Annotated in this window: 14 protein-coding genes and 1 pseudogene; 2 read left to right on the forward strand and 13 right to left on the reverse strand. The window is 68.6% G+C overall.

Annotation, left to right across the window (positions count from 1 at the left end; translation table 11 throughout):
* Nucleotides 1-52 precede the first annotated feature (52 nt).
* Genes SPR02S_RS21465 through SPR02S_RS21480 form a run of 4 tightly spaced genes read right to left on the reverse strand, consistent with a single transcriptional unit; the run spans nucleotide 53 to nucleotide 4,623 of the window.
* Nucleotides 53-1,411 (reverse strand): GH1 family beta-glucosidase, encoded by a 1,359-nt coding sequence (locus tag SPR02S_RS21465; protein ID WP_019059056.1) that lies wholly within the window; start codon nucleotides 1,409-1,411, stop codon nucleotides 53-55.
* A gap of 38 nt (nucleotides 1,412-1,449) precedes the next feature.
* Nucleotides 1,450-2,310, reverse strand: a complete 861-nt coding sequence (locus SPR02S_RS21470; RefSeq protein WP_078622954.1) for a carbohydrate ABC transporter permease — start codon at nucleotides 2,308-2,310, stop codon at nucleotides 1,450-1,452.
* A complete protein-coding gene (locus tag SPR02S_RS21475) occupies nucleotides 2,303-3,298 on the reverse strand; it encodes a carbohydrate ABC transporter permease (RefSeq protein ID WP_019059058.1) in 996 nt (331 codons plus the stop codon). The genes SPR02S_RS21470 and SPR02S_RS21475 overlap by 8 nt, the downstream gene beginning before the upstream one ends.
* Nucleotides 3,299-3,306: 8 nt before the next feature.
* Entirely contained in the window at nucleotides 3,307-4,623 is a 1,317-nt protein-coding gene (locus SPR02S_RS21480; RefSeq protein WP_019059059.1) for an ABC transporter substrate-binding protein, read from the reverse strand.
* A 210-nt stretch (nucleotides 4,624-4,833) separates the two neighbouring features.
* Between SPR02S_RS21480 and SPR02S_RS21485 the strand changes: the two genes are divergently transcribed.
* Complete coding sequence (locus SPR02S_RS21485; RefSeq protein ID WP_019059060.1) at nucleotides 4,834-6,603, forward strand: pectate lyase-like domain-containing protein; 1,770 nt, start codon at nucleotides 4,834-4,836, stop codon at nucleotides 6,601-6,603.
* Between the two features lie 127 nt (nucleotides 6,604-6,730).
* Here SPR02S_RS21485 and fusA read toward each other — a convergent pair whose 3' ends face one another.
* From fusA to SPR02S_RS21535, 9 genes and pseudogenes are all read right to left on the reverse strand, one after another.
* Nucleotides 6,731-8,785, reverse strand: coding sequence for an elongation factor G (fusA, locus tag SPR02S_RS21490; protein ID WP_019059061.1), 2,055 nt, complete (start codon nucleotides 8,783-8,785; stop codon nucleotides 6,731-6,733).
* 284 nt (nucleotides 8,786-9,069) lie between these two features.
* Nucleotides 9,070-9,672: pseudogene (locus SPR02S_RS56050) on the reverse strand (NlpC/P60 family protein); the annotation flags it as partial.
* A gap of 187 nt (nucleotides 9,673-9,859) precedes the next feature.
* A complete protein-coding gene (locus tag SPR02S_RS21505) occupies nucleotides 9,860-11,044 on the reverse strand; it encodes an RNA-guided endonuclease InsQ/TnpB family protein (protein ID WP_043258406.1) in 1,185 nt (394 codons plus the stop codon).
* Nucleotides 11,045-11,110: 66 nt separating this feature from the next.
* Entirely contained in the window at nucleotides 11,111-11,515 is a 405-nt protein-coding gene (locus tag SPR02S_RS56055; RefSeq protein ID WP_019059065.1) for a hypothetical protein, read from the reverse strand.
* 316 nt (nucleotides 11,516-11,831) lie between these two features.
* Complete coding sequence (locus SPR02S_RS56060; RefSeq protein WP_245607593.1) at nucleotides 11,832-12,257, reverse strand: GNAT family N-acetyltransferase; 426 nt, start codon at nucleotides 12,255-12,257, stop codon at nucleotides 11,832-11,834.
* Nucleotides 12,258-12,406: 149 nt separating this feature from the next.
* A complete protein-coding gene (locus SPR02S_RS21520) occupies nucleotides 12,407-13,099 on the reverse strand; it encodes a response regulator (protein WP_019059067.1) in 693 nt (230 codons plus the stop codon).
* Nucleotides 13,096-14,433, reverse strand: coding sequence for a sensor histidine kinase (locus SPR02S_RS21525; protein ID WP_019059068.1), 1,338 nt, complete (start codon nucleotides 14,431-14,433; stop codon nucleotides 13,096-13,098). The genes SPR02S_RS21520 and SPR02S_RS21525 overlap by 4 nt, the downstream gene beginning before the upstream one ends.
* A 102-nt stretch (nucleotides 14,434-14,535) precedes the next feature.
* Entirely contained in the window at nucleotides 14,536-15,381 is an 846-nt protein-coding gene (locus SPR02S_RS21530; protein ID WP_019059069.1) for an ABC transporter permease, read from the reverse strand.
* Nucleotides 15,378-16,313: an ABC transporter ATP-binding protein gene (locus SPR02S_RS21535; protein ID WP_026150749.1), complete on the reverse strand. Its 936-nt coding sequence runs from the start codon at nucleotides 16,311-16,313 to the stop codon at nucleotides 15,378-15,380. The genes SPR02S_RS21530 and SPR02S_RS21535 overlap by 4 nt, the downstream gene beginning before the upstream one ends.
* Before the next feature lie 304 nt (nucleotides 16,314-16,617).
* Between SPR02S_RS21535 and SPR02S_RS21540 the strand changes: the two genes are divergently transcribed.
* Nucleotides 16,618-17,730, forward strand: coding sequence for a glycoside hydrolase family 53 protein (locus SPR02S_RS21540; RefSeq protein WP_245607594.1), 1,113 nt, complete (start codon nucleotides 16,618-16,620; stop codon nucleotides 17,728-17,730).
* Nucleotides 17,731-17,790: the final 60 nt, after the last annotated feature.

Here is a 17,790-nt window from a genome sequence, read left to right on the forward strand (position 1 = left end):
GTGCCCCGGTGGGTGCGGGCTCCCCCGCCCGCGCCCACCGGGGCGGCCTTGCTCAGGCCGCGCGCCGGGCCCGGCTGCGGTGGTCGCGGATGATGTCCGCGTACCGGCGGCCGGAGCCCTTGATCGTGCGGACCTGGGTCTCGTAGTCCACGTGGACCAGTCCAAAACGCTTCTCGTAGCCGTACGCCCACTCGAAGTTGTCGAGCAGCGACCAGGCGAAGTAGCCGGCCAGCGGGGCGCCCTTGCGGGCCGCCGAGGCGCAGGCGGCGAGGTGCTGGACCAGGTAGTCCTGGCGTTCCGGGTCGTCGACGGTGCCGTCGGGGCGTACGACGTCGGGGAACGAGGAGCCGTTCTCGGTGACGTAGATCCTGCGGGGGTCGTACTCCTCGGTGAGGCGGAGCAGCAGGGTCTCGATGCCGGACGCGTCGATCTCCCAGTCCATGCCGGTGCGCGGGACGCCGAGGCGGCGCACGGCGCGGGTGTAGGGGGCGGGGCCGGTGGGGTCGTCCGCGACGGTCGCCGGGAAGTAGTAGTTCAGGCCGAGCCAGTCGAGCGGGGCGGCGATGGTCGCCAAGTCGCCCGGCTGTTCCGGGAGTTCGACGCCGTACGTCTCGACCATGTCGGCCGGGAAGCCGCGGCCGTGGATCGGGTCCAGCCACCAGCGGTTGACGTGGCCGTCCTGCCGGCGGGCCGCCTGTACGTCCTCGTCGCGGTCGCTCGCGGGATACACCGTGGAGAGGTTGTTGACGATGCCGACCTGGGCGTTCGGGGCGGCGGCGCGGATCGCCTGGGCGGCCAGGCCGTGGCCCAGCAGCAGGTGGTAGGAGGCGCGGACGGCGGCCGTTAGATCGGTCCAACCCGGGGCCATCTTGCCTTCGAGGTGGCCGATCCAGGCCGAGCAGGAGGGCTCGTTGAGGGTCGTCCAGTGGGTGACGCGGTCGCCGAGGCGTTCGGCCATGACCGAGGCGTACGCGGCGAAGTGCTCGGCGGTGGCTCGCTCGGGCCAGCCGCCGCGGTCCTGGAGGGCCTGGGGCAGGTCCCAGTGGTAGAGGGTGACGGAGGGGGTGATGCCCGCCTCCAGGAGTCCGTCCACCAACTCGTCGTAGAACGCGAGGCCCTTGGGGTTCGTCGGGCCGTCGCCGCCGGGGATCACCCGGGGCCAGGCGATCGACAACCGGTAGGCGTTGGCGCCGAGTTCGCGCATCAGGCCGAGGTCCTCGCGCCAGCGGTGGTAGTGGTCGCAGGCGACGTCGCCGTTGTCGTCGTTCGCGATCTTTCCGGGAGTGTGCGAGAAGGTGTCCCAGATCGACGGCGCGCGTCCGTCCTCGGCGACGGCTCCCTCGATCTGGTACGCCGCGGTGGCCGTGCCCCACAGGAAGTCGTGCGGGAGTGCGGCGAAATCGATGGTCACTGAAGTCCCTTTACGGTCAGCGGAGTTGGTCGGGTCGGTCACTTGACGGCGCCCGCCGTCAGCCCGGCGACGAGATAGCGCTGCAGCAGCAGGAAGCCGGCGACCACGGGCACGCTGACGACCAGCGAGGCGGCCATGATCTGGTTCCAGTACACGTCGTTGAGCGTGGAGTAGCCCTGGAGTCCGACGGCGAGCGTGCGGGTCGAGTCGTTCGTCATGACGGAGGCGAAGAGCACTTCTCCCCACGCGGTCATGAAGGCGTAGACGGCGACCGCGACGATGCCGGGGATCGCGGCCGGTACGACGACGCGCAGCAGTGCGCCGAGCGGTCCGCAGCCGTCGACCAGCGCCGCCTCGTCCAAGTCCCTTGGCACGGAGTCGAAGTAGCCGATCAGCATCCAGATGGAGAAGGGCAGGGAGAAGGTGAGATACGTCAGGATCAGGCCGCCGCGCGAGCCGAACAGGGCGATGCCCGTGGCGTTGCCGATGTTGACGTAGAGGAGGAACAGCGGGAGGAGGAAGAGGATGCCCGGGAACATCTGGGTGGACAGGACGGTGACCGTGAAGACGCGCTTGCCGCGGAACTCGTAGCGGCTGACGGCGTACGCGGCGAAGACCGCGATCACCACCGAGCAGAGGGTCGCTGCGACGGACACGATCAGCGAGTTCATGAAGTACTTCGCGAGCGGGACCGTCGACCAGATGTCGATGTACGGGCGGATCGTGAGGCCGCTCGGCAGCCAGCGGAACTTGCCCGTGACGTCCGAGAGCGGTTTCAGGGAGCTGGAGAGCATGACGTACACCGGCACCAGGACGAAGCCGGCGAGCAGGGTGAGGAAGATCCGCCGCGACCAGATGAAGGAGCGGGGCGGGGCCATCGGGGAACTGGCACTAGACATCGGCCGACCTCCGTCCGCGTGAGGTGATGACGAGATACACGCCGGTGACGACGAGCAGGAACAGGAGCAGCAGGACCGACATGGCCGAGCCGGTGCCGAAGTTCCAGGTGACGAACGAGGCTTGGTAGATGTGCACCGAGATGAGGTCCGCGGCCTCGGGTGCCGCCCTGCCGAACAGGACGTACGGCGTGTTGAAGTCGTTGAACGTCCACAGGAACAGGACGAGGACCAGCACCTGGTTGACCGGGCGCAGCGACGGCAGGGTGATGCGGCGGATCTGCTGCAACATGCCGGCGCCGTCGATGGACGCGGCCTCGTACAACTCCTTGGGGATGTTCTGCAGGCCGGCCATGACGATGAGGAAGGCGAACGGCCAGCCCTTCCACACGTGCACGATGAGCAGCGCGTAGAAGCTGTTGTCGCCGATCAGCCAGAACGACGGCTTGCCGGTGATGTGCAGCTGGTCGTGCAGGACGTGGTTCACCAGGCCGTTGTCGTGCTGGAACATGAAGACCCAGGTGATGACGGCCGCGTAGACCGGCAGCGCGTAGGGGATCAGAAAGAGCGCTCTCAGGAATCCCCGGCCGCGGAAGTTGTCCTGCATGTAGATCGCGGTGACCGTGCCGAGCAGCCAGCAGAAGGCGACCGACAGCAGGGTGAACGCGACGGTGACGAAGAAAGAGTGCAGCAGCGACTTGCCGACGGGGGCGCTGAAGTCCACCGAGACCTTGTAGTTGCCGAAACCGGTCCAGGGCGCGGTGCCCCAGTCGCGGATGTAGAACTGGGTGAGCTCCTTGAAGCTCATGACGATGCCGATGACCATCGGCACCAGATGGACCAGGAGTTCGAGGATCAGGGCGGGCAGGAGCAGCAGGTAGGGCAGTCCGATACGGCGGATCCGTTCGCCGCGCCGCCGGCGCGGGCCGGGGGCCGCCGGGTCGGAAGGGTTCTTCCGCACGGCGGCCTCCGGGGTGACAGTGCTCGTCACAGTCGCACTCACTTCGCCGGCATCTGCTGCTGAGCCTTTTCGAGCTCCGCCTTGACCGACGCTGTCGTGACCGCGCGGCCGGCGGCGGCGTCGGCGAACAGGTTCTTGACGGCCGTGCCGACCGCCGTCTCGAACTGCGACTCGTCGGCGACCTGCGGCAGCGCGGCGGCGCTGGTGGCGAGGGTGTTCTTCAGGACGGCGTTCGCGGGGGTGTTGAACGCGGTGTCCTCCTGCGCGGTCTTCACCGGCGGGATGGAGCTGTAGGCGGTGTTGAGGATCTTCTGCTCGGCGTCGCTCGTCATGAACTTCACGAACTTGGTGGAACCGTCCAAGTTGTTCGTGTTCTTGAAGACGGCGAGGTTGATGCCGGCCACCATCGAGTTGGTCTGTACGCCGGTGCCCGGGCTGCCGGACTGCACGGGTATCGGGGCGATGCCGTACGAACTCTCGCTCATCCCCTGGGACTTGAGGTTGGCGGAGGCCGACTGCCACATCAGCATCGCCGTCTTGCCCTTGGCGAAGTCACTGACCGACTGGTTCTGCGCGTACTCGGCGTTGCCGACCGGGATGACCTTGTCCTTGGCCATCAGGTCGACGTACTGCTTGACGGCCGCCACGACACCGTCGTTGGTGAAGTCGGCCTTGCCGTCGGCGGTGAAGAACTCGGCGCCGTGCTGCTTGGCGAAGACGAAGGTGTGGTGGATGTTCTCGGAGACGTTGGCGCCCTCGGCACCGAGCGCCTGCTTGCCCTTCGCCTCGATCTTCTTTCCGTCGGCGACCAACTCGGCCCAGGTGGCGGGCGGTTGGGAGATGCCCGCGTCGGCGAAGATCTGCTTGTTGTAGTAGAGCGCGTACGCCATCGAGTACAGCGGGACGGCGGCCGGGTCCTTGCCGGTGGCGCCGGTGGAGCCGAGCGCGGAGTCTACGAAGCGGTCCTTGCCGCCGATCTTCGCGAAGTTGGCCGTGCTCCACGGCAGGAAGGCACCGGTGGCCTGGAGCGAGGCGCTCCAGGTGTTGCCGATGTTCAGGACGTCGGGGCCCTGGCCGGAAGTCGTCGCCGTGAGGATGCGGTTGAGGAGATCGGACCAGGGCACGACCTCCAGCTTCACGGTGATGCCGGTCTGCTTCTTGAACTTCTCGAGCTCGGGCTGGAGGACCTTCTTGTCGATCGCGATGCTGGCGCCCTGGTTGGAGGCCCAGTAGGTGAGCGTCTTGGGCGAGTCGTTGGATCCCCCACCCGTGGACGAACCGCCTCCGCAGGCCGTGGCCGCTAGGGCGAGTGACATGGTGACGGCGCCTACGGCCGCGGCTCGGATGCTGCGCATACTCCGGGTGTCCCTTCAGGGAATGCACTCACGACTTAATTTAGGACGTGAGTTAAACCTCGGAAGCCAAAGGCGTCAAGAGTTTGGACGCCACTCGTCGAACTCGGTCGTACCTCTTGACGGCCGCGTTCACGGACCTGAAGCATTCCCCCGCGAGAGAGCGCTCCCAACCCCACCGGCGTTCATTTCATGAACAAGGAGAGCCGCGACATGTCCTCAGTTCCCCGCAGAACCGTTCTCGGTGCGGCCGCAGCCGTGAGCGCGCTGGCCGGACTGCCCACCCCCGCCTCCGCCGCCCCCACAACTCCCGCCGCGAACAAGCCACTTGCCGCCCTGCCGGGCGGCGGCGATCTCGGCCCCAACGTGATCGTCTTCGACCCGTCCACCGCCGGCATCCAGGCCAGGCTGGACCAGATCTTCGCCCAGCAGGAGACGGCCCAGTTCGGCACGGGCCGCTATCAACTGCTGTTCAAGCCGGGCACGTACAGCGGACTCAACGCCCAACTCGGCTTCTACACCTCGATCTCCGGGCTCGGCCTCTCCCCCGACGACACCACGATCAACGGTGACATCACGGTCGACGCCGGCTGGTTCAACGGCAACGCCACCCAGAACTTCTGGCGTTCGGCGGAGAACCTCGCGCTCGTGCCCGTCAGCGGTACGAACAGGTGGGCCGTGGCTCAGGCGGCCCCCTTCCGTCGTATGCATGTGCGCGGCAGCCTCAACCTCTCCCCGAACGGCTACGGTTGGGCCAGCGGCGGCTACATCGCCGACAGCCGGATCGACGGCCAGGTCCAGCCGTACTCGCAACAGCAGTGGTACACCCGGGACAGCGCGATCGGCAGCTGGCTCAACGGCGTCTGGAACATGGTGTTTTCAGGCGTGCAGGGCGCACCGGCACAGGGCTTCCCGAACCCGGTGTACACCACGCTGGCCACGACCCCGGTCTCCCGCGAGAAGCCCTTCCTGTACCTCAACGGCACCGAGTACCGCGTCTTCCTCCCGGAGAAGCGCACCAACGCGAGCGGGGTGACGTGGGGCAACGGCACACCCCGCGGCACCTCGCTGTCCCTCTCCCAGTTCTACGTCGCGAAGCCGGGCGTCACGGCCGCCACCCTCAACCAGGCGCTCACACAGGGACTTCACCTCCTGCTGACCCCGGGGATCTACCACCTGGACCAGCCGATCCAGGTGAACCGCGCCAACACCGTTGTGCTGGGCCTGGGTTACGCAACTCTCGTCCCCGACAACGGAGTTACCGCCCTGAAGACCGCCGACGTCGACGGCGTACGGCTGGCCGGGTTCCTGATCGACGCGGGCACCGTCAACTCGAACACCCTGCTGGAAGTCGGCCCGTCGGGCACGACGACGGACCACTCCGCCAACCCGACCACCGTGCAGGACGTGTTCGTCCGGATCGGCGGCGCGGGCGCGGGCAAGGCCACCACCAGCATGGTCATCAACAACCGCCACACCATCGTCGACCACACCTGGCTCTGGCGCGCCGACCACGGCACGGGCATCGGCTGGGACACCAACCGGGCCGACTACGGCCTCGTCGTCAACGGCGCCGACGTGCTGGCCACCGGCCTGTTCGTCGAGCACTTCAACAAGTACGACGTGCAGTGGAACGGCGAGCGGGGCCGCACGATCTTCTTCCAGAACGAGAAGGCGTACGACGCCCCGAACCAGGCGGCCATCCAGAACGGCTCGATCAAGGGCTACGCCGCGTACAAGGTCGCCGACAGCGTGACCGTGCACGAGGGCTGGGGCCTGGGCAGTTACTGCTACTACAACGTCGCCCCGACGATCGTGCAGCACAACGGCTTCGCGGCACCGAACCGTTCGGGCGTGAAGTTCCACGACCTGCTGGTCGTCTCGCTCGGCGGGCAGGGCCAGTACGAGCACGTCATCAACGAGACGGGCTCGCCGACTTCGGGCACGTCGACGATCCCGTCCACGGTGGTCTCGTACCCCTGAGACCTCGGGAGTCTCCGAAATCCCGGGAGCCCGTGAGACCCCCGGGAGTCCATGGAGACCACCCGGAGTCCCTCAGTACGTGGCGGGTGCGGGCCGAAGCTCCCCCTTCGGTCCGCACCCGCCACCGTCATCGGACGGTCACCGCACCCGGCGCGGGCGCATACCCCGTCGGCCGGGCGGTGAACGTGCCCCGGCCCTGTGTCCGGCTGCGCAACCGCGTTGCGTAGCCGAAGAGTTCGGCCAGCGGCACGGTCGCCGTGACGATCGCCGAACCCGTGCGGGTCGTCGAGCCGGTGACGCGGCCGCGCCGTGCGGCCAGGTCGCCGAGTACTCCGCCGACGGCGTCCTCGGACACGGTGACGGTGACCTCGACGACCGGTTCGAGGAGGACCGTCGTACAGGCGCGCAGGGCTTCCCGCAGGCCTAGCCGACCGGCCGTGCGGAACGCCTGCTCCGAGGAGTCCTTCACATGGGTCGCCCCGTCGGTCAGCGTGACGCGCAGCCCGGTCACCGGGAAGCCGCCGATCGGCCCCTCGGTGAGGGCGTCACGGCACCCGGCCTCCACCGAGCGGACGTACTCCTGCGGCACCCGCCCGCCGACGACCGCCGAGCGGAACTCGAAGCCGAGACCGTCGAGCGGCTCGACATCGAGCACCACATGCGCGAACTGCCCTGATCCTCCGTCCTGTTTGACGTGCCGGTACACCAGTCCGGACACCCCTCGCACGACCGTCTCCCGGTAAGCGACCCTGGGGCGGCCGACGTTGACCTCCACACCGGTGGCCTGGCGGATCTTCTCCACCGCGACCTCCAGGTGCAGTTCGCCCATGCCGGACAGGACCGTCTGGCCGGTCTCGGCGTCGGTCCGGACGACCAACGAGGGGTCCTCCTCGGCCAGTCGGGCCAATGCCGAAGCCAGTCGATCGGTGTCGGTGCTCCTGCGCGCCTCCACCGCCACGGAGACCACCGGGTCGGCGACCGTGGGCGGTTCGAGGACGAGCGGGGCGTCAGGTGCGCACAGGGTCGAGCCGGCGCGGGCGGACTTCAGCCCGACCACGGCGACGATGTCCCCGGCGACCGCCCGGTCCAGCCGCTCGTGCCGGTCGGCCTGCACCCGCAGGATGCGCCCGATCCGCTCGGTGCGCCGTACGCCCGGGTCCCACACCGTGTCTCCCTTCTCGATCGTGCCCGAATAGATCCGCAGATACGTCAGCCGGCCGGTCGCGGTCGCACTCACCTTGAACGTCAGTGCGGAGAACGGCAGTTGAGGATCGGCCGCCCGCTCCTGCTCGCCACCGTCGTACGTCCCCCGCACCGCCGGTACGTCCGACGGCGAGGGCAGATACGCCACTACGGCGTCCAGCAGCGGCTCGATGCCACGGTTGCGGTAGGCCGAGCCGCACAGCACGACCACACCGTCGCCGGTGCGGGTGAGGTCGCGCAGCGCGGAGCTCAACGTCTCGGCGGACAGGGCCGATTCGTCGTAGAACTCCTCCAGCGCACCCGCGTGCAGTTCCGCCACCGCCTCCTCCAGCAGTCGCCTGCGTCGCCGCGCCTCCTCCAACAGGCTTTCCGGGACCGGGACTTCCTCCGCCGTGTCGCTGCCATCGGTCCACACCAGGGCCCGTAGCCACAGCAGGTCGACGACGCCGGTGAAGCCGTCCTCCGTGCCGATCGGCAACTGCACCACCAGCGGCGCCGGATGGAGCCGCTCCCGGATCGAGGCGACGGCCGTGTCGAGGTCGGCGCCCGCGCGGTCCAGCTTGTTGACGAAGGCGATACGCGGCACGCCGTACCGGTCGGCCTGGCGCCACACCGACTCGCTCTGCGGCTCCACGCCCGCGACGGCGTCGAACACCGCGATCGCGCCGTCGAGGACACGCAGGGACCGTTCCACCTCGTCGGCGAAGTCGACATGGCCCGGGGTGTCGATCAGGTTGATCCGGTGACCGTCCCAGGCGCAGGTGACGGCCGCGGCGAAGATGGTGATCCCACGGTCGCGCTCCTGGGGGTCGAAGTCGGTGACGGTCGTGCCGTCGTGGACCTCACCGCGCTTGTGGGTGGTGCCGGTGAGGTAGAGGAACCGCTCGGTGACGGTGGTCTTGCCGGCGTCGACGTGGGCGAGGATGCCCAGGTTGCGGACGGCGGAGAGCGGGGTGGTGAGAGGGCGTTCGGTGCGCACGGCCCGTGGCCTTTCGAAAGTGATTCCATACAGGGCAGCGCAATTCCCGTGCAGGTGAGGTGATTTGACGGAGCGTCAAGAAGCTGTCACGTCACGGGCATCCGGTGTCGGCCGCGCAGCGGACACCGGACGGCCGAAGACACGAGGATCACCTCGTACTGCGAACGGGGAACGACGGCAGCGGTGTTGTCACGCACGGCCGGGCTCCCCTCACTCGTCAACGGATGTGGCGAGTGTAGAGAAGCCCGGGGTGGTGAAGCACGGGATTTATCAGGTGCGGGTGGTCAGGTACAGGTGGGGACGCCGTCCAGCCAGGCCGGGCCTTGGATGTAGATGTTGGTCATCCAGGCCTTGTAGTCGGGCAGATAGGCCCAGGCGTCATTGGTGTAGCCGTCGGAGGTGACGGTCTCCGCGTGCTTCTGGCACTCGACGCGGATGCTGGTCGGACCGGGGAAGGCGTAGACGCGCGTGGCGCCGACCGAGGGTGCGGTTTTCGTCCAGACGCCGGTGCCCCAGGTCCGGAAGACATGCCCTGTCACCGCACCGGTGTTGACGCGGACGGCCCCGAAGTAGTCGGGGCTCAGGCGGACATCGCTGACCATCAGATGCGTGCCGGACTGCTTGGCCTCGACCATCTTGCCCGCGCCGAGGTAGATCGCGATGTGGTGCAGGTCCGCCGAGTCGCCGTAGGCCAGCAGGTCGCCGGGGAGCAGCGGGGCGAGGCCCTGGGCGGCGGTGAAGCGGGCGGCGGCGCGGGTCGTGTAGTACTGCCGGCTCGCGTCGCCGTTGAGGATGTCGGAGCCGGCGGCCTGCGCGTAGGCATAGCGGACGAGACCCGAGCAGTCGAAGCCGACCCGCTCGCCGTCGTGCCTGCTGGCCTCGTGAGTGGCGGAAACGGAACCACCGGGACCGGTGTGGACCGGTCCCAGCAGTGCTCCCCCGTGGCGAGGGATCCCGCTACGGCCTGTTGAGGGTGATGGAGTTGATGGGCGTCAACTACCCGGCCCTGAAGGGCCGGGCTTGCAGGCAGAGCGGGACGTGATGTCCCGCTGTGGTTCCCTGCGTCCGGTACCGCTAGGCGGTACTGGGGCGGTTGACTGCGCCCCGCTGCCACGCGGCATCGGCCCGGTGGGCGATGTTGCGGGAGCCGTTGTGGTCCGCGTGCAGGACGGTCCCGCAGGACTTGCACACGAACCGTGCCTGGCTGATCCGGTTGGACCGGTGGGTGTGCCAGCACTCGGAGCACTGGCGGGAGGTGTTGCGCGGGTCCACGTGGACCACGGGCACACCCGCCCGCCTGGCCTTGTACTCGACGAAGGAGCCGAGCTGGGCGAACGCCCAGGAGTGCAGTCGTGCCCGCTGGTCCTTCTTGGCCGTAACCCTCTGCCGGATACCGGTCAGGTCTTCCAGACCGATACCCCGGGAGGTGCGTTCAGCGGTATGCACGAGCTTCTTGGCGATGATGTGGTTGCGCTGGGTGGCGTACCGGGCTTCCTTGCGCCGCTGGCGCTTCAAAACCCGGGCCGCACTCTTGGTGCGCTTCTTCTGGAGCTTGCTGCGCAGGTCACGCTTGCGCCGCCGGTACCGGTTGACCTGACGGCCGGACATGATCCGCCCGTCCGACGTGGTGGCGATGTTGACGATGCCGAGATCCACCCCGAGGAACCCGTCAGGCTCGAACACCTCGGGCTCGGGGATGTCGATGGTGGCGATCAGGAAGAACATGCCGTCCCGCATCACCAGATCCGACTCACCCCTGCGGGAAGCCAGGAGTTTCATCGCCTCGGGCGAACACACGAACGGGATGCCCTTGAGCCGTCCGGCGACCGTCCAGATGCTGACGGTCCGCCGGTCGAGGTTCCAGGTCAGAATTCGGTCGTCGTAGGGCTGCGCCGACGTCTCCCGGAACACGATCGGCTTCGACTCCACCCCGGCCCGTCGCTTCGATCCGTCGGGGCCGTAGTTCCCGGCCCGCAGGTTCGCCTTCAGCGTGGCGTACGCGTCGCACACCTTCTTCACCGTGCGCACCGCAGCCTGCGCCCCGAGATCGAAGTCAGCCTTGATCCGGTGGTACACGGCATCCTGCAACACGTTGCGCCGCTTCAAGTCCTTCGCGAACGCCACTTCGGAGGCCGCGTTCGCAGCCCGGTTGCAAGCGCGCAGGGTCGCCGCCAAGGCGTCCGCGTCATGAGCGGACGCAGGCAACATCTTCACCTGCGCGACGATCTTCTCGTAGAACAACCTAGTACGACTCGCCATGGGAGATCAACTTGCCGTCCAAACACGGCCTTTCGCCCTGGCGGCGAAACCCCGCGCGCTCCCCCGCTACGCGGGAGCTTCGATTCCTCCCCACCTTGAAGGACGGGGCATCCTCGAAGGAGGCAAGGCGAAGTCGACGCGGAGGCCGTTGTCCTGGGCGATCGTCGTGGTGCAGTTCGTGCCGTTGGACCCGTTGCACAGGCTCGCGGACGCGCCGCCGGTCTGGTTGTTGAGGATCCAGTGCTGGCCGAACTGGTTGCTGAGGTTGTGGGCGCCGTAGCTGTAGTACACGTTGGTCGGGTGCGGGTTGTTGGCCGGGACCACTCCCTCGCCGTAGATGCAGACCGCCCCGGACGGGCACCCGTCCCAGGGCGTCTCGTCGGCGGGCTTCGCCTGGGCCGCCCCGCTCATCGCGACCAGAGCGGTGGCGGCGGTCGCGAACGTGACGGCGGCGCGGAACATCGTGCGCATGTTTTCCCCTAGTGGGTCTCCTGCGTCGTCGCAGGCGGTGCTTCGTGCTGACGGGATCAGCCTGTCCCGGGGGAGTCGCGGGGTCGACGGGTTTCCTGTTGCCCGTCGGGGGGACCGGTGGGAAACCCGGGGTGAGCAGGGAGTTTGTCCGGCGACGGTCAACCGGTGTGTCGGTCGGTCGGCGCCCATGGCAGCAGGCCGCGCGAGTTCGGGCAACGGACGAAAGGTGCCCGGACCGGCCGAGAGCGCGACGGTGACGCAACTTGCCGAGAGGAGCGCCGCCCGTGGAGTCCTCCACCGCCGCTCCGTCCGCACCTCAGCCGGCTGCTTCGTAGAAGCGGCGGGCACGTTCGTTGTCCGCCAGGACCCACAGAGCGGCTTGTCTGTAGTCGGCCTGCCCGAAAGCCCTCGACGTGGCCGGCATCAACTGCTTTCCGATGCCCGTGCCCCAGACCTCAGGCATCGCGTAGAGCATGCCGATCTCCGCTGTGCCGGGGGTGTCCGGAGCGGGGTCGAACCCGGTGAATCCGACGATCCCGGCCTCGGTCTCGGCTACCGGTACTCCCGACGACGGCCACCGTGATTCCGCGATGTGTGCCCTCCACTCGGACGCTTCGCGGCTCGGGTCCATGGTGTCGAGGTAGTGCTGGGGAACAAGACCCGCGAAGGCCACCCGGCAGGAGCGCACGTGGACGCCGGCGACCGCTGGAGCGTCATCGGGCCATGCCTGTCGAATGTGCACAGCCGTCATCCTTCAAGTCCCGTCGCTCCGGGCCAAGTTCTTTGTCCCGAGGGAAATGGTGAGTGCTGGTGAGTGCTGGTGAGTGCCTGGCTGTCTGCCGCGACGCCGGGAACGAGAGAGGCACTCAGAATCCGGGGTGTCCGATTCGCCTACCGGTCGGTCGAGTTGGGGCGGGCCAGCTCAAGGTCGTAGGCGAGGATCACCGCCTGGATGCGGTCGCGGGCGCCGACCTTCGCCAGAACGCGGCCGACATGGGTCTTCACCGTGGACTCGGAGAGGAAGAGGCGCTCGGCGATCTCGCCGTTGGTCCAGCCCTGGCCGATGGCGACGAGGATCTCGCGCTCGCGTTCGGTGAGGGCGCGGATGCGGGGGTCGTCCGTCGCGGGTGGCGTCGCCGGTCCGGCCTGTGAACTCTTGGGCAGGTGCTGGGCGTAGGCGTCCAGCAGGCGGCGGGTGAGCGCGGGGGCGATGACCGCGTCGCCGGAGGCCACCGCGCGGATACCGGCGAGGAGTTCCTCGGGGTGGGCGTCCTTGAGGAGAAAGCCGCTGGCTCCCGCGCGCAGTGCCTCGTGGGCGTACTCGTCGAGGTCGAAGGTGGTCAGGATGAGGACGCGGGAGCGGTCGCCGGCCGCGACGACCCGGCGGGTGGCCTCGATGCCGTCCATACCCGGCATGCGTACGTCCATCAGGATCACGTCGGGACGCAGCTCGGCCGCCATGCGTACCGCCTCGCCGCCGTGCGCGGCCTCGCCGACCACCTCGGTGTCGGGGTTGGCCTCCAACAGCATCCGGAATCCCAGGCGTTGGAGGGGCTGGTCGTCCACGATGAGCACGGTCGTCATACCGCTCCCTCAATCGTCCCGGTCGTCCCGGTCGTCCCGGTGAGCGGGGTGGGGTCGAGGGTGGCCCGTACCGTCCAGCCGCCGCCGGGGGCCGGGCCCGCGGTGACGGTGCCGTGGTAGAGGGCGGCGCGTTCTCTCATGCCGGCGAGTCCGTGTCCTTCGTCGTGGCTGGGTGCGGGTCCGGCGGTGGCTGTGCCCGGGCCGGTGTCGTGGCAGTCGATGCGCACCCGTGCGTCCTCGACGTTCACCGTCAGGTCGACGCGGGTGTCGTGGCCCGCGTGCTTGAGGGCGTTGGTGAGCGCCTCCTGCACGATGCGGTACACGGTGAGTTGGACCCCGCGGTCGAGCGCGGACGGGTCGCCGCCGGTGCGGTACACGACCTGGGGACCGGCCGCGCGGATACGGGCGCACAGGGCGTCGAGGTCGGCGATGCCGGGCTGCGGGCTGAGTTCGAGGGCGTCGGGCGTGCCGGTCTGGACGCGCAACACGCCCAGCATGCGGCGCAGTTCACCGAGCGCCTGGCGGCCGGTGTCGCCGATGAGGAGGAGGGCCTGCTTTCCTCGCTCGGGGGCGAGGTCGGTGGCGTAGGCGCCGCCGTCGGCGAGGGTGATGATGACGGAGAGGTTGTGGCCGATGATGTCGTGCATCTCCCGTGCCACGCGGGTGCGTTCGGCGGCGGCGGCCAGTTTGGAGCGCTGGTCGCGTTCGATCTCCAGGCGGGCCGCGCGATCGCGCAGTACGGCGAGCTGGGCGCGCCGGATGCGGACGACGAGACCGAGCGCCACGGCCGCGGTGATCGTGCTGAACAGGACGAACAGCGCGTCCAGGAACGGCACTTGGGACGGCAGCCGGACGGCGAACAGCCCCAGGGCGCAGGCGGTGACGGCGCAGGCGATCGGCAGCCGCCGCAACTGCCCGTGCAGGGCAAGGCTGTAGAGGGAGATCAGCAGGGCGACGTCGGCGCGCAGCCAGGCGCCCAGCCCGAGTTGGACGAAGAACACCGCGGCGATGACGGCGAAGGCGAGCGTCGGTCTGCGGCGCCGCCACAGCAGCGGCAGGATCAGTCCGGCCTGGAGGGCGATGGTCGCGGGCCAGGGCAGATGGATGAAGCTGTTGTCGAAGCCGCGCCGTCGGCCGTCGTCGTCGTCCACCAGGTCCGGCACGCAGAACATCACCGCGACCAGGACGATCAGGGCCGTGTCCAGCACCCACGGATGCTTCCGGTCGCCCAGCTTGATCCGCCGGCCGAGCCGGGACAGCCCGCCGGCCAGGGGGTGACTCCACGGGAGGTCCGCCTCCGCGAAGGGGGCGGGGGCGGGGTCGTCGAGGCTCATCGGTGTCACCCCTCCATTGTGCGGTCGCGGCGGTCATACGGCGGCGCGGCATCCGGCCGGTGACCAGGCCGGATGCCGCGCGGCTCGCCAGAGGCACCGGCCTCAGGCGTCGGTCCGCACCAGCCGGTACGCGGCACCGGCCAGCGCGAGGGCCGTCCAACCCAGGAAGACCAGGAGTCCGGCGGTGGGTGAGAGGGTCGTCGAGTCGTGGGTCAGCGCGAACATCGACCCGCCCGCATTGCTCGGCAGATAGGGGCTGATGTCGTCCTGCCAGGAACTGGGCAGCAGCGAGATCAGGCCCGGGACCAGCATGAACGTGGCGACGAGGACCGAAATGCCCCCGGCGACCGAGCGCAGCAGCGCCCCCAGCGCGGTACCGATCACGCCGACCAGCCCGAGGTAGAGACCGGCGCCGAGCAGGCTCCGTACGACTCCGGAGTGGGAGAACGTGAGGGCGGCCGGGGTGTCGGAGACGATGCCGCTCACGATCGGGAACGCGACGAACACCCCGACGAGGGCGACCCCGAACGCGACCACACCGAACACCAGGGCCTTCGACCACAGCACCGGCAGACGGCGCGGTACGGCGGCCAGGGTGGAGCGGATCATGCCGGTCGAGTACTCGCCGGCGGTGACCAGGACGCCCAGCACACCGAGCGCCAGCTGCGCGAAGTTCGTACCGAAGAGGGAGATGTCGAGCGCGGTGGAGTTCGCGTCGTCGGACCTCAAGTGCCCTGATCCGTACGAGGACTTGTAGTGCGCGGCGGCGATCAGGCCGAACGCGATCAGGAACAGCAGGCCCAGGCCCAGGGTGATCCAGGTGGAGCGGAGGGACCACAGCTTGGCCCACTCGGAGCGCACCACCCGGCGCCCGGTGACCTTGTACGGCGGTCGGGCCGGTTTCACCGGTGCGGGTGCGGCGCTGTCGGTCGCGGTGATGGTGCTCACGCGGCCCTCCCGGGGGTCTCGACGGTGGTGGAGCCGTGGTATTCGACGGCGTCCCGGGTCAGGTCCATGAACGCCTGCTCCAACGAGACGGTGCGCGCGCTGAGTTCGAAGAGCGGGATGCCGTGCTCGGCCGCCCTGATGCCGATGGCGCGCGCGGTCAGCCCGGTGACGTGCAGTTCCTCGGAGCCGACCTCGCCGCTGATCTCGACACCGGGACCGGCGAGGACCTCGCGCAACCTGGCCGGTTGTTCGGAGGCCACGGTGACGGTGTCGCCGCCCGCGTGCCGGACCAGGTCCTGCACGGTGGTGTCGGCCAGCAGCCGACCCCGTCCGACGACGATCAAGTGGTCGGCGACCAGCGCCATTTCACTCATCAGGTGCGAGGAGACGAAGACGGTACGACCGTCCGCCGCGAGCCCGGTCAGCAGGTTGCGGATCCACAACACGCCTTCGGGATCAAGGCCGTTGACCGGTTCGTCGAGCATGACGGTCGCCGGGTCGCCGAGCAACGCGGCGGCGATGCCGAGCCGTTGGCCCATGCCGAGGGAGAAGGCCCCGGCCCGCTTCTTCGCCACGGACTGCAGTCCGGTCAGTTCGATGACCTCGTCGACCCGGCGGCGCGGGATGCCGTGCGTGTGGGCCTGTGCCATCAGGTGGTCGAACGCGGAGCGGCCCGGGTGGATCGACTTGGCCTCAAGAAGTGCGCCGACCTCCTGGAGCGGTGCGCTGTGTTCGGCGTAGGGCTTGCCGTTGACCGTGACGGTGCCGCTGGTGGGTGCGTCCAGGCCGACGATCATGCGCATCGTGGTGGATTTCCCGGCGCCGTTGGGGCCCAGGAACCCGGTGACCGTACCGGGTTTCACGACGAAGTCCAGCCGGTCGACCGCCGTCTTCTCCCCGTACCGCTTCGTCAGCTGCTGCGCCTCGATCATCGACATCCCTCACGCTCACGTGCCACCGCCCCCACTGGGCCTTCCCACCGGCAACGCTAGGAGTGCGGGGGGCTCGAAACCGTCGTACCGGGGGGTCATTGAGGGCGCGGGCGTAGTACCCCGGTACCACTGTGCGCACACGGTTGTGTACGTTCCCATCCCACTTGCTTGTTCGAGACGCCCACCAACTGCGGGAAATACAACCGACACACATATTTACAGCGCTTGTCACCTCTCCTACTGTGAACGTTCTCAGACCCACCCGCATGCGCATGTCAGTCGACCCAAGGAGGTCGGGTACCCCGTGAAAATCCCGGGCCGCATAGTGAAGGCCGCCCTGTTGCTGGCCGCAGTCGCCCTGCCGGCGGCGATGCTCACCCCCACGAACGCCGCCGCCGCGAACTCGCTCACCATGCTCGGCGCCGATGTCTCGTCCGCGCAGCGCGCGATCGACCTCGGCGCCAAGTACTACGACTCCAGCGGGACCGCCAAGGACCCGCTCGACATCCTCAAGGGCGCCGGCGTCAACTACGTCCGCCTGCGGATCTGGAACAACCCCGCCAGCGGCTACAACAACAAGGCGAAGGTGCTGGCGTACGCGAAGCAGGTCAAGGCCAAGGGCCTCAAGCTGCTGATCGACTTCCACTACTCGGACACCTGGGCCGACCCGGGCAAGCAGTACAAGCCCGCGGCCTGGTCGAGCCACGGCATCAGCGCGCTGCAGACCGACGTCTACAACTACACCTACGACGTCTGCAACAGCCTCAAGTCCCAGGGCACCACCCCGGACAGCGTGCAGATCGGCAACGAGATCAACGTCGGCATGCTGTGGGACGACGGCAAGGTCGTCAACAACAGCTTCACCAACCTCGGTCTGCTGCTGAAGTCGGGCTACAACGCGACCAAGGCGTGCAACAGTTCCACCCAGGTGATCATCCACACGGCCGACGCGGACAGCGACTCCAACGCCCGCTGGTTCTACGACGGCATCAAGGCGCAGGGCGTCAACTGGGACATCACCGGGCCGAGTTACTACTGCATGTGGCACGGCACGCTGGCCAACATGGGCAGCGTCGTCTCGGACATGAAGTCGCGCTACGGCAAGGACGTCATCATCGCGGAGACGGCCTACCCGTTCACGACGTCCGACGCGGACGGCACCGCCAACTCGGTGACCTCCGGCTGCTCGGGCTATCCGCTCACCTGGGCGGGCCAGGGTGCGGAGTTCACGGCGGTACAGAACACGGCCCGGAGCGCGGGAGCGATCGGCGTCTTCTACTGGGAGCCGACCTGGTACGCGGTCACCGGCAACGGCTGGGACCCGGCCAACATCTCGGGCAGCGGGGACGGTTGGGACAACATGGCGATCTTCAACTGGACCGGCCAGGTGAATCCGAACGTGAAGTGGACGCCGTAGAGCGGTAGTTCGGTGCGCGAGGTCTGAGGGGGGCGGAGAACGGCGGGTGCCGTTCTCCGC

The sequence above is a fragment of the Streptomyces prunicolor NBRC 13075 genome (assembly GCF_000367365.1).
GTDB classification, from domain to species: Bacteria; Actinomycetota; Actinomycetes; order Streptomycetales; family Streptomycetaceae; genus Streptomyces; species Streptomyces prunicolor.

Excerpts from the sequence above, each read along its gene's own strand:
- SPR02S_RS21470 (WP_078622954.1), bottom strand. The coding sequence starts at position 2,310 with ATGTCTAGTGCCAGTTCCCCGATGGCCCCGCCCCGCTCCTTCATCTGG.
- SPR02S_RS21480 (WP_019059059.1), bottom strand. The coding sequence starts at position 4,623 with ATGCGCAGCATCCGAGCCGCGGCCGTAGGCGCCGTCACCATGTCACTC.
- SPR02S_RS21485 (WP_019059060.1), top strand. The coding sequence starts at position 4,834 with ATGTCCTCAGTTCCCCGCAGAACCGTTCTCGGTGCGGCCGCAGCCGTG.
- SPR02S_RS21505 (WP_043258406.1), bottom strand. The coding sequence starts at position 11,044 with ATGGCGAGTCGTACTAGGTTGTTCTACGAGAAGATCGTCGCGCAGGTG.
- SPR02S_RS56055 (WP_019059065.1), bottom strand. The coding sequence starts at position 11,515 with ATGCGCACGATGTTCCGCGCCGCCGTCACGTTCGCGACCGCCGCCACC.
- SPR02S_RS21520 (WP_019059067.1), bottom strand. The coding sequence starts at position 13,099 with ATGACGACCGTGCTCATCGTGGACGACCAGCCCCTCCAACGCCTGGGA.
- SPR02S_RS21525 (WP_019059068.1), bottom strand. The coding sequence starts at position 14,433 with ATGAGCCTCGACGACCCCGCCCCCGCCCCCTTCGCGGAGGCGGACCTC.
- SPR02S_RS21535 (WP_026150749.1), bottom strand. The coding sequence starts at position 16,313 with ATGATCGAGGCGCAGCAGCTGACGAAGCGGTACGGGGAGAAGACGGCG.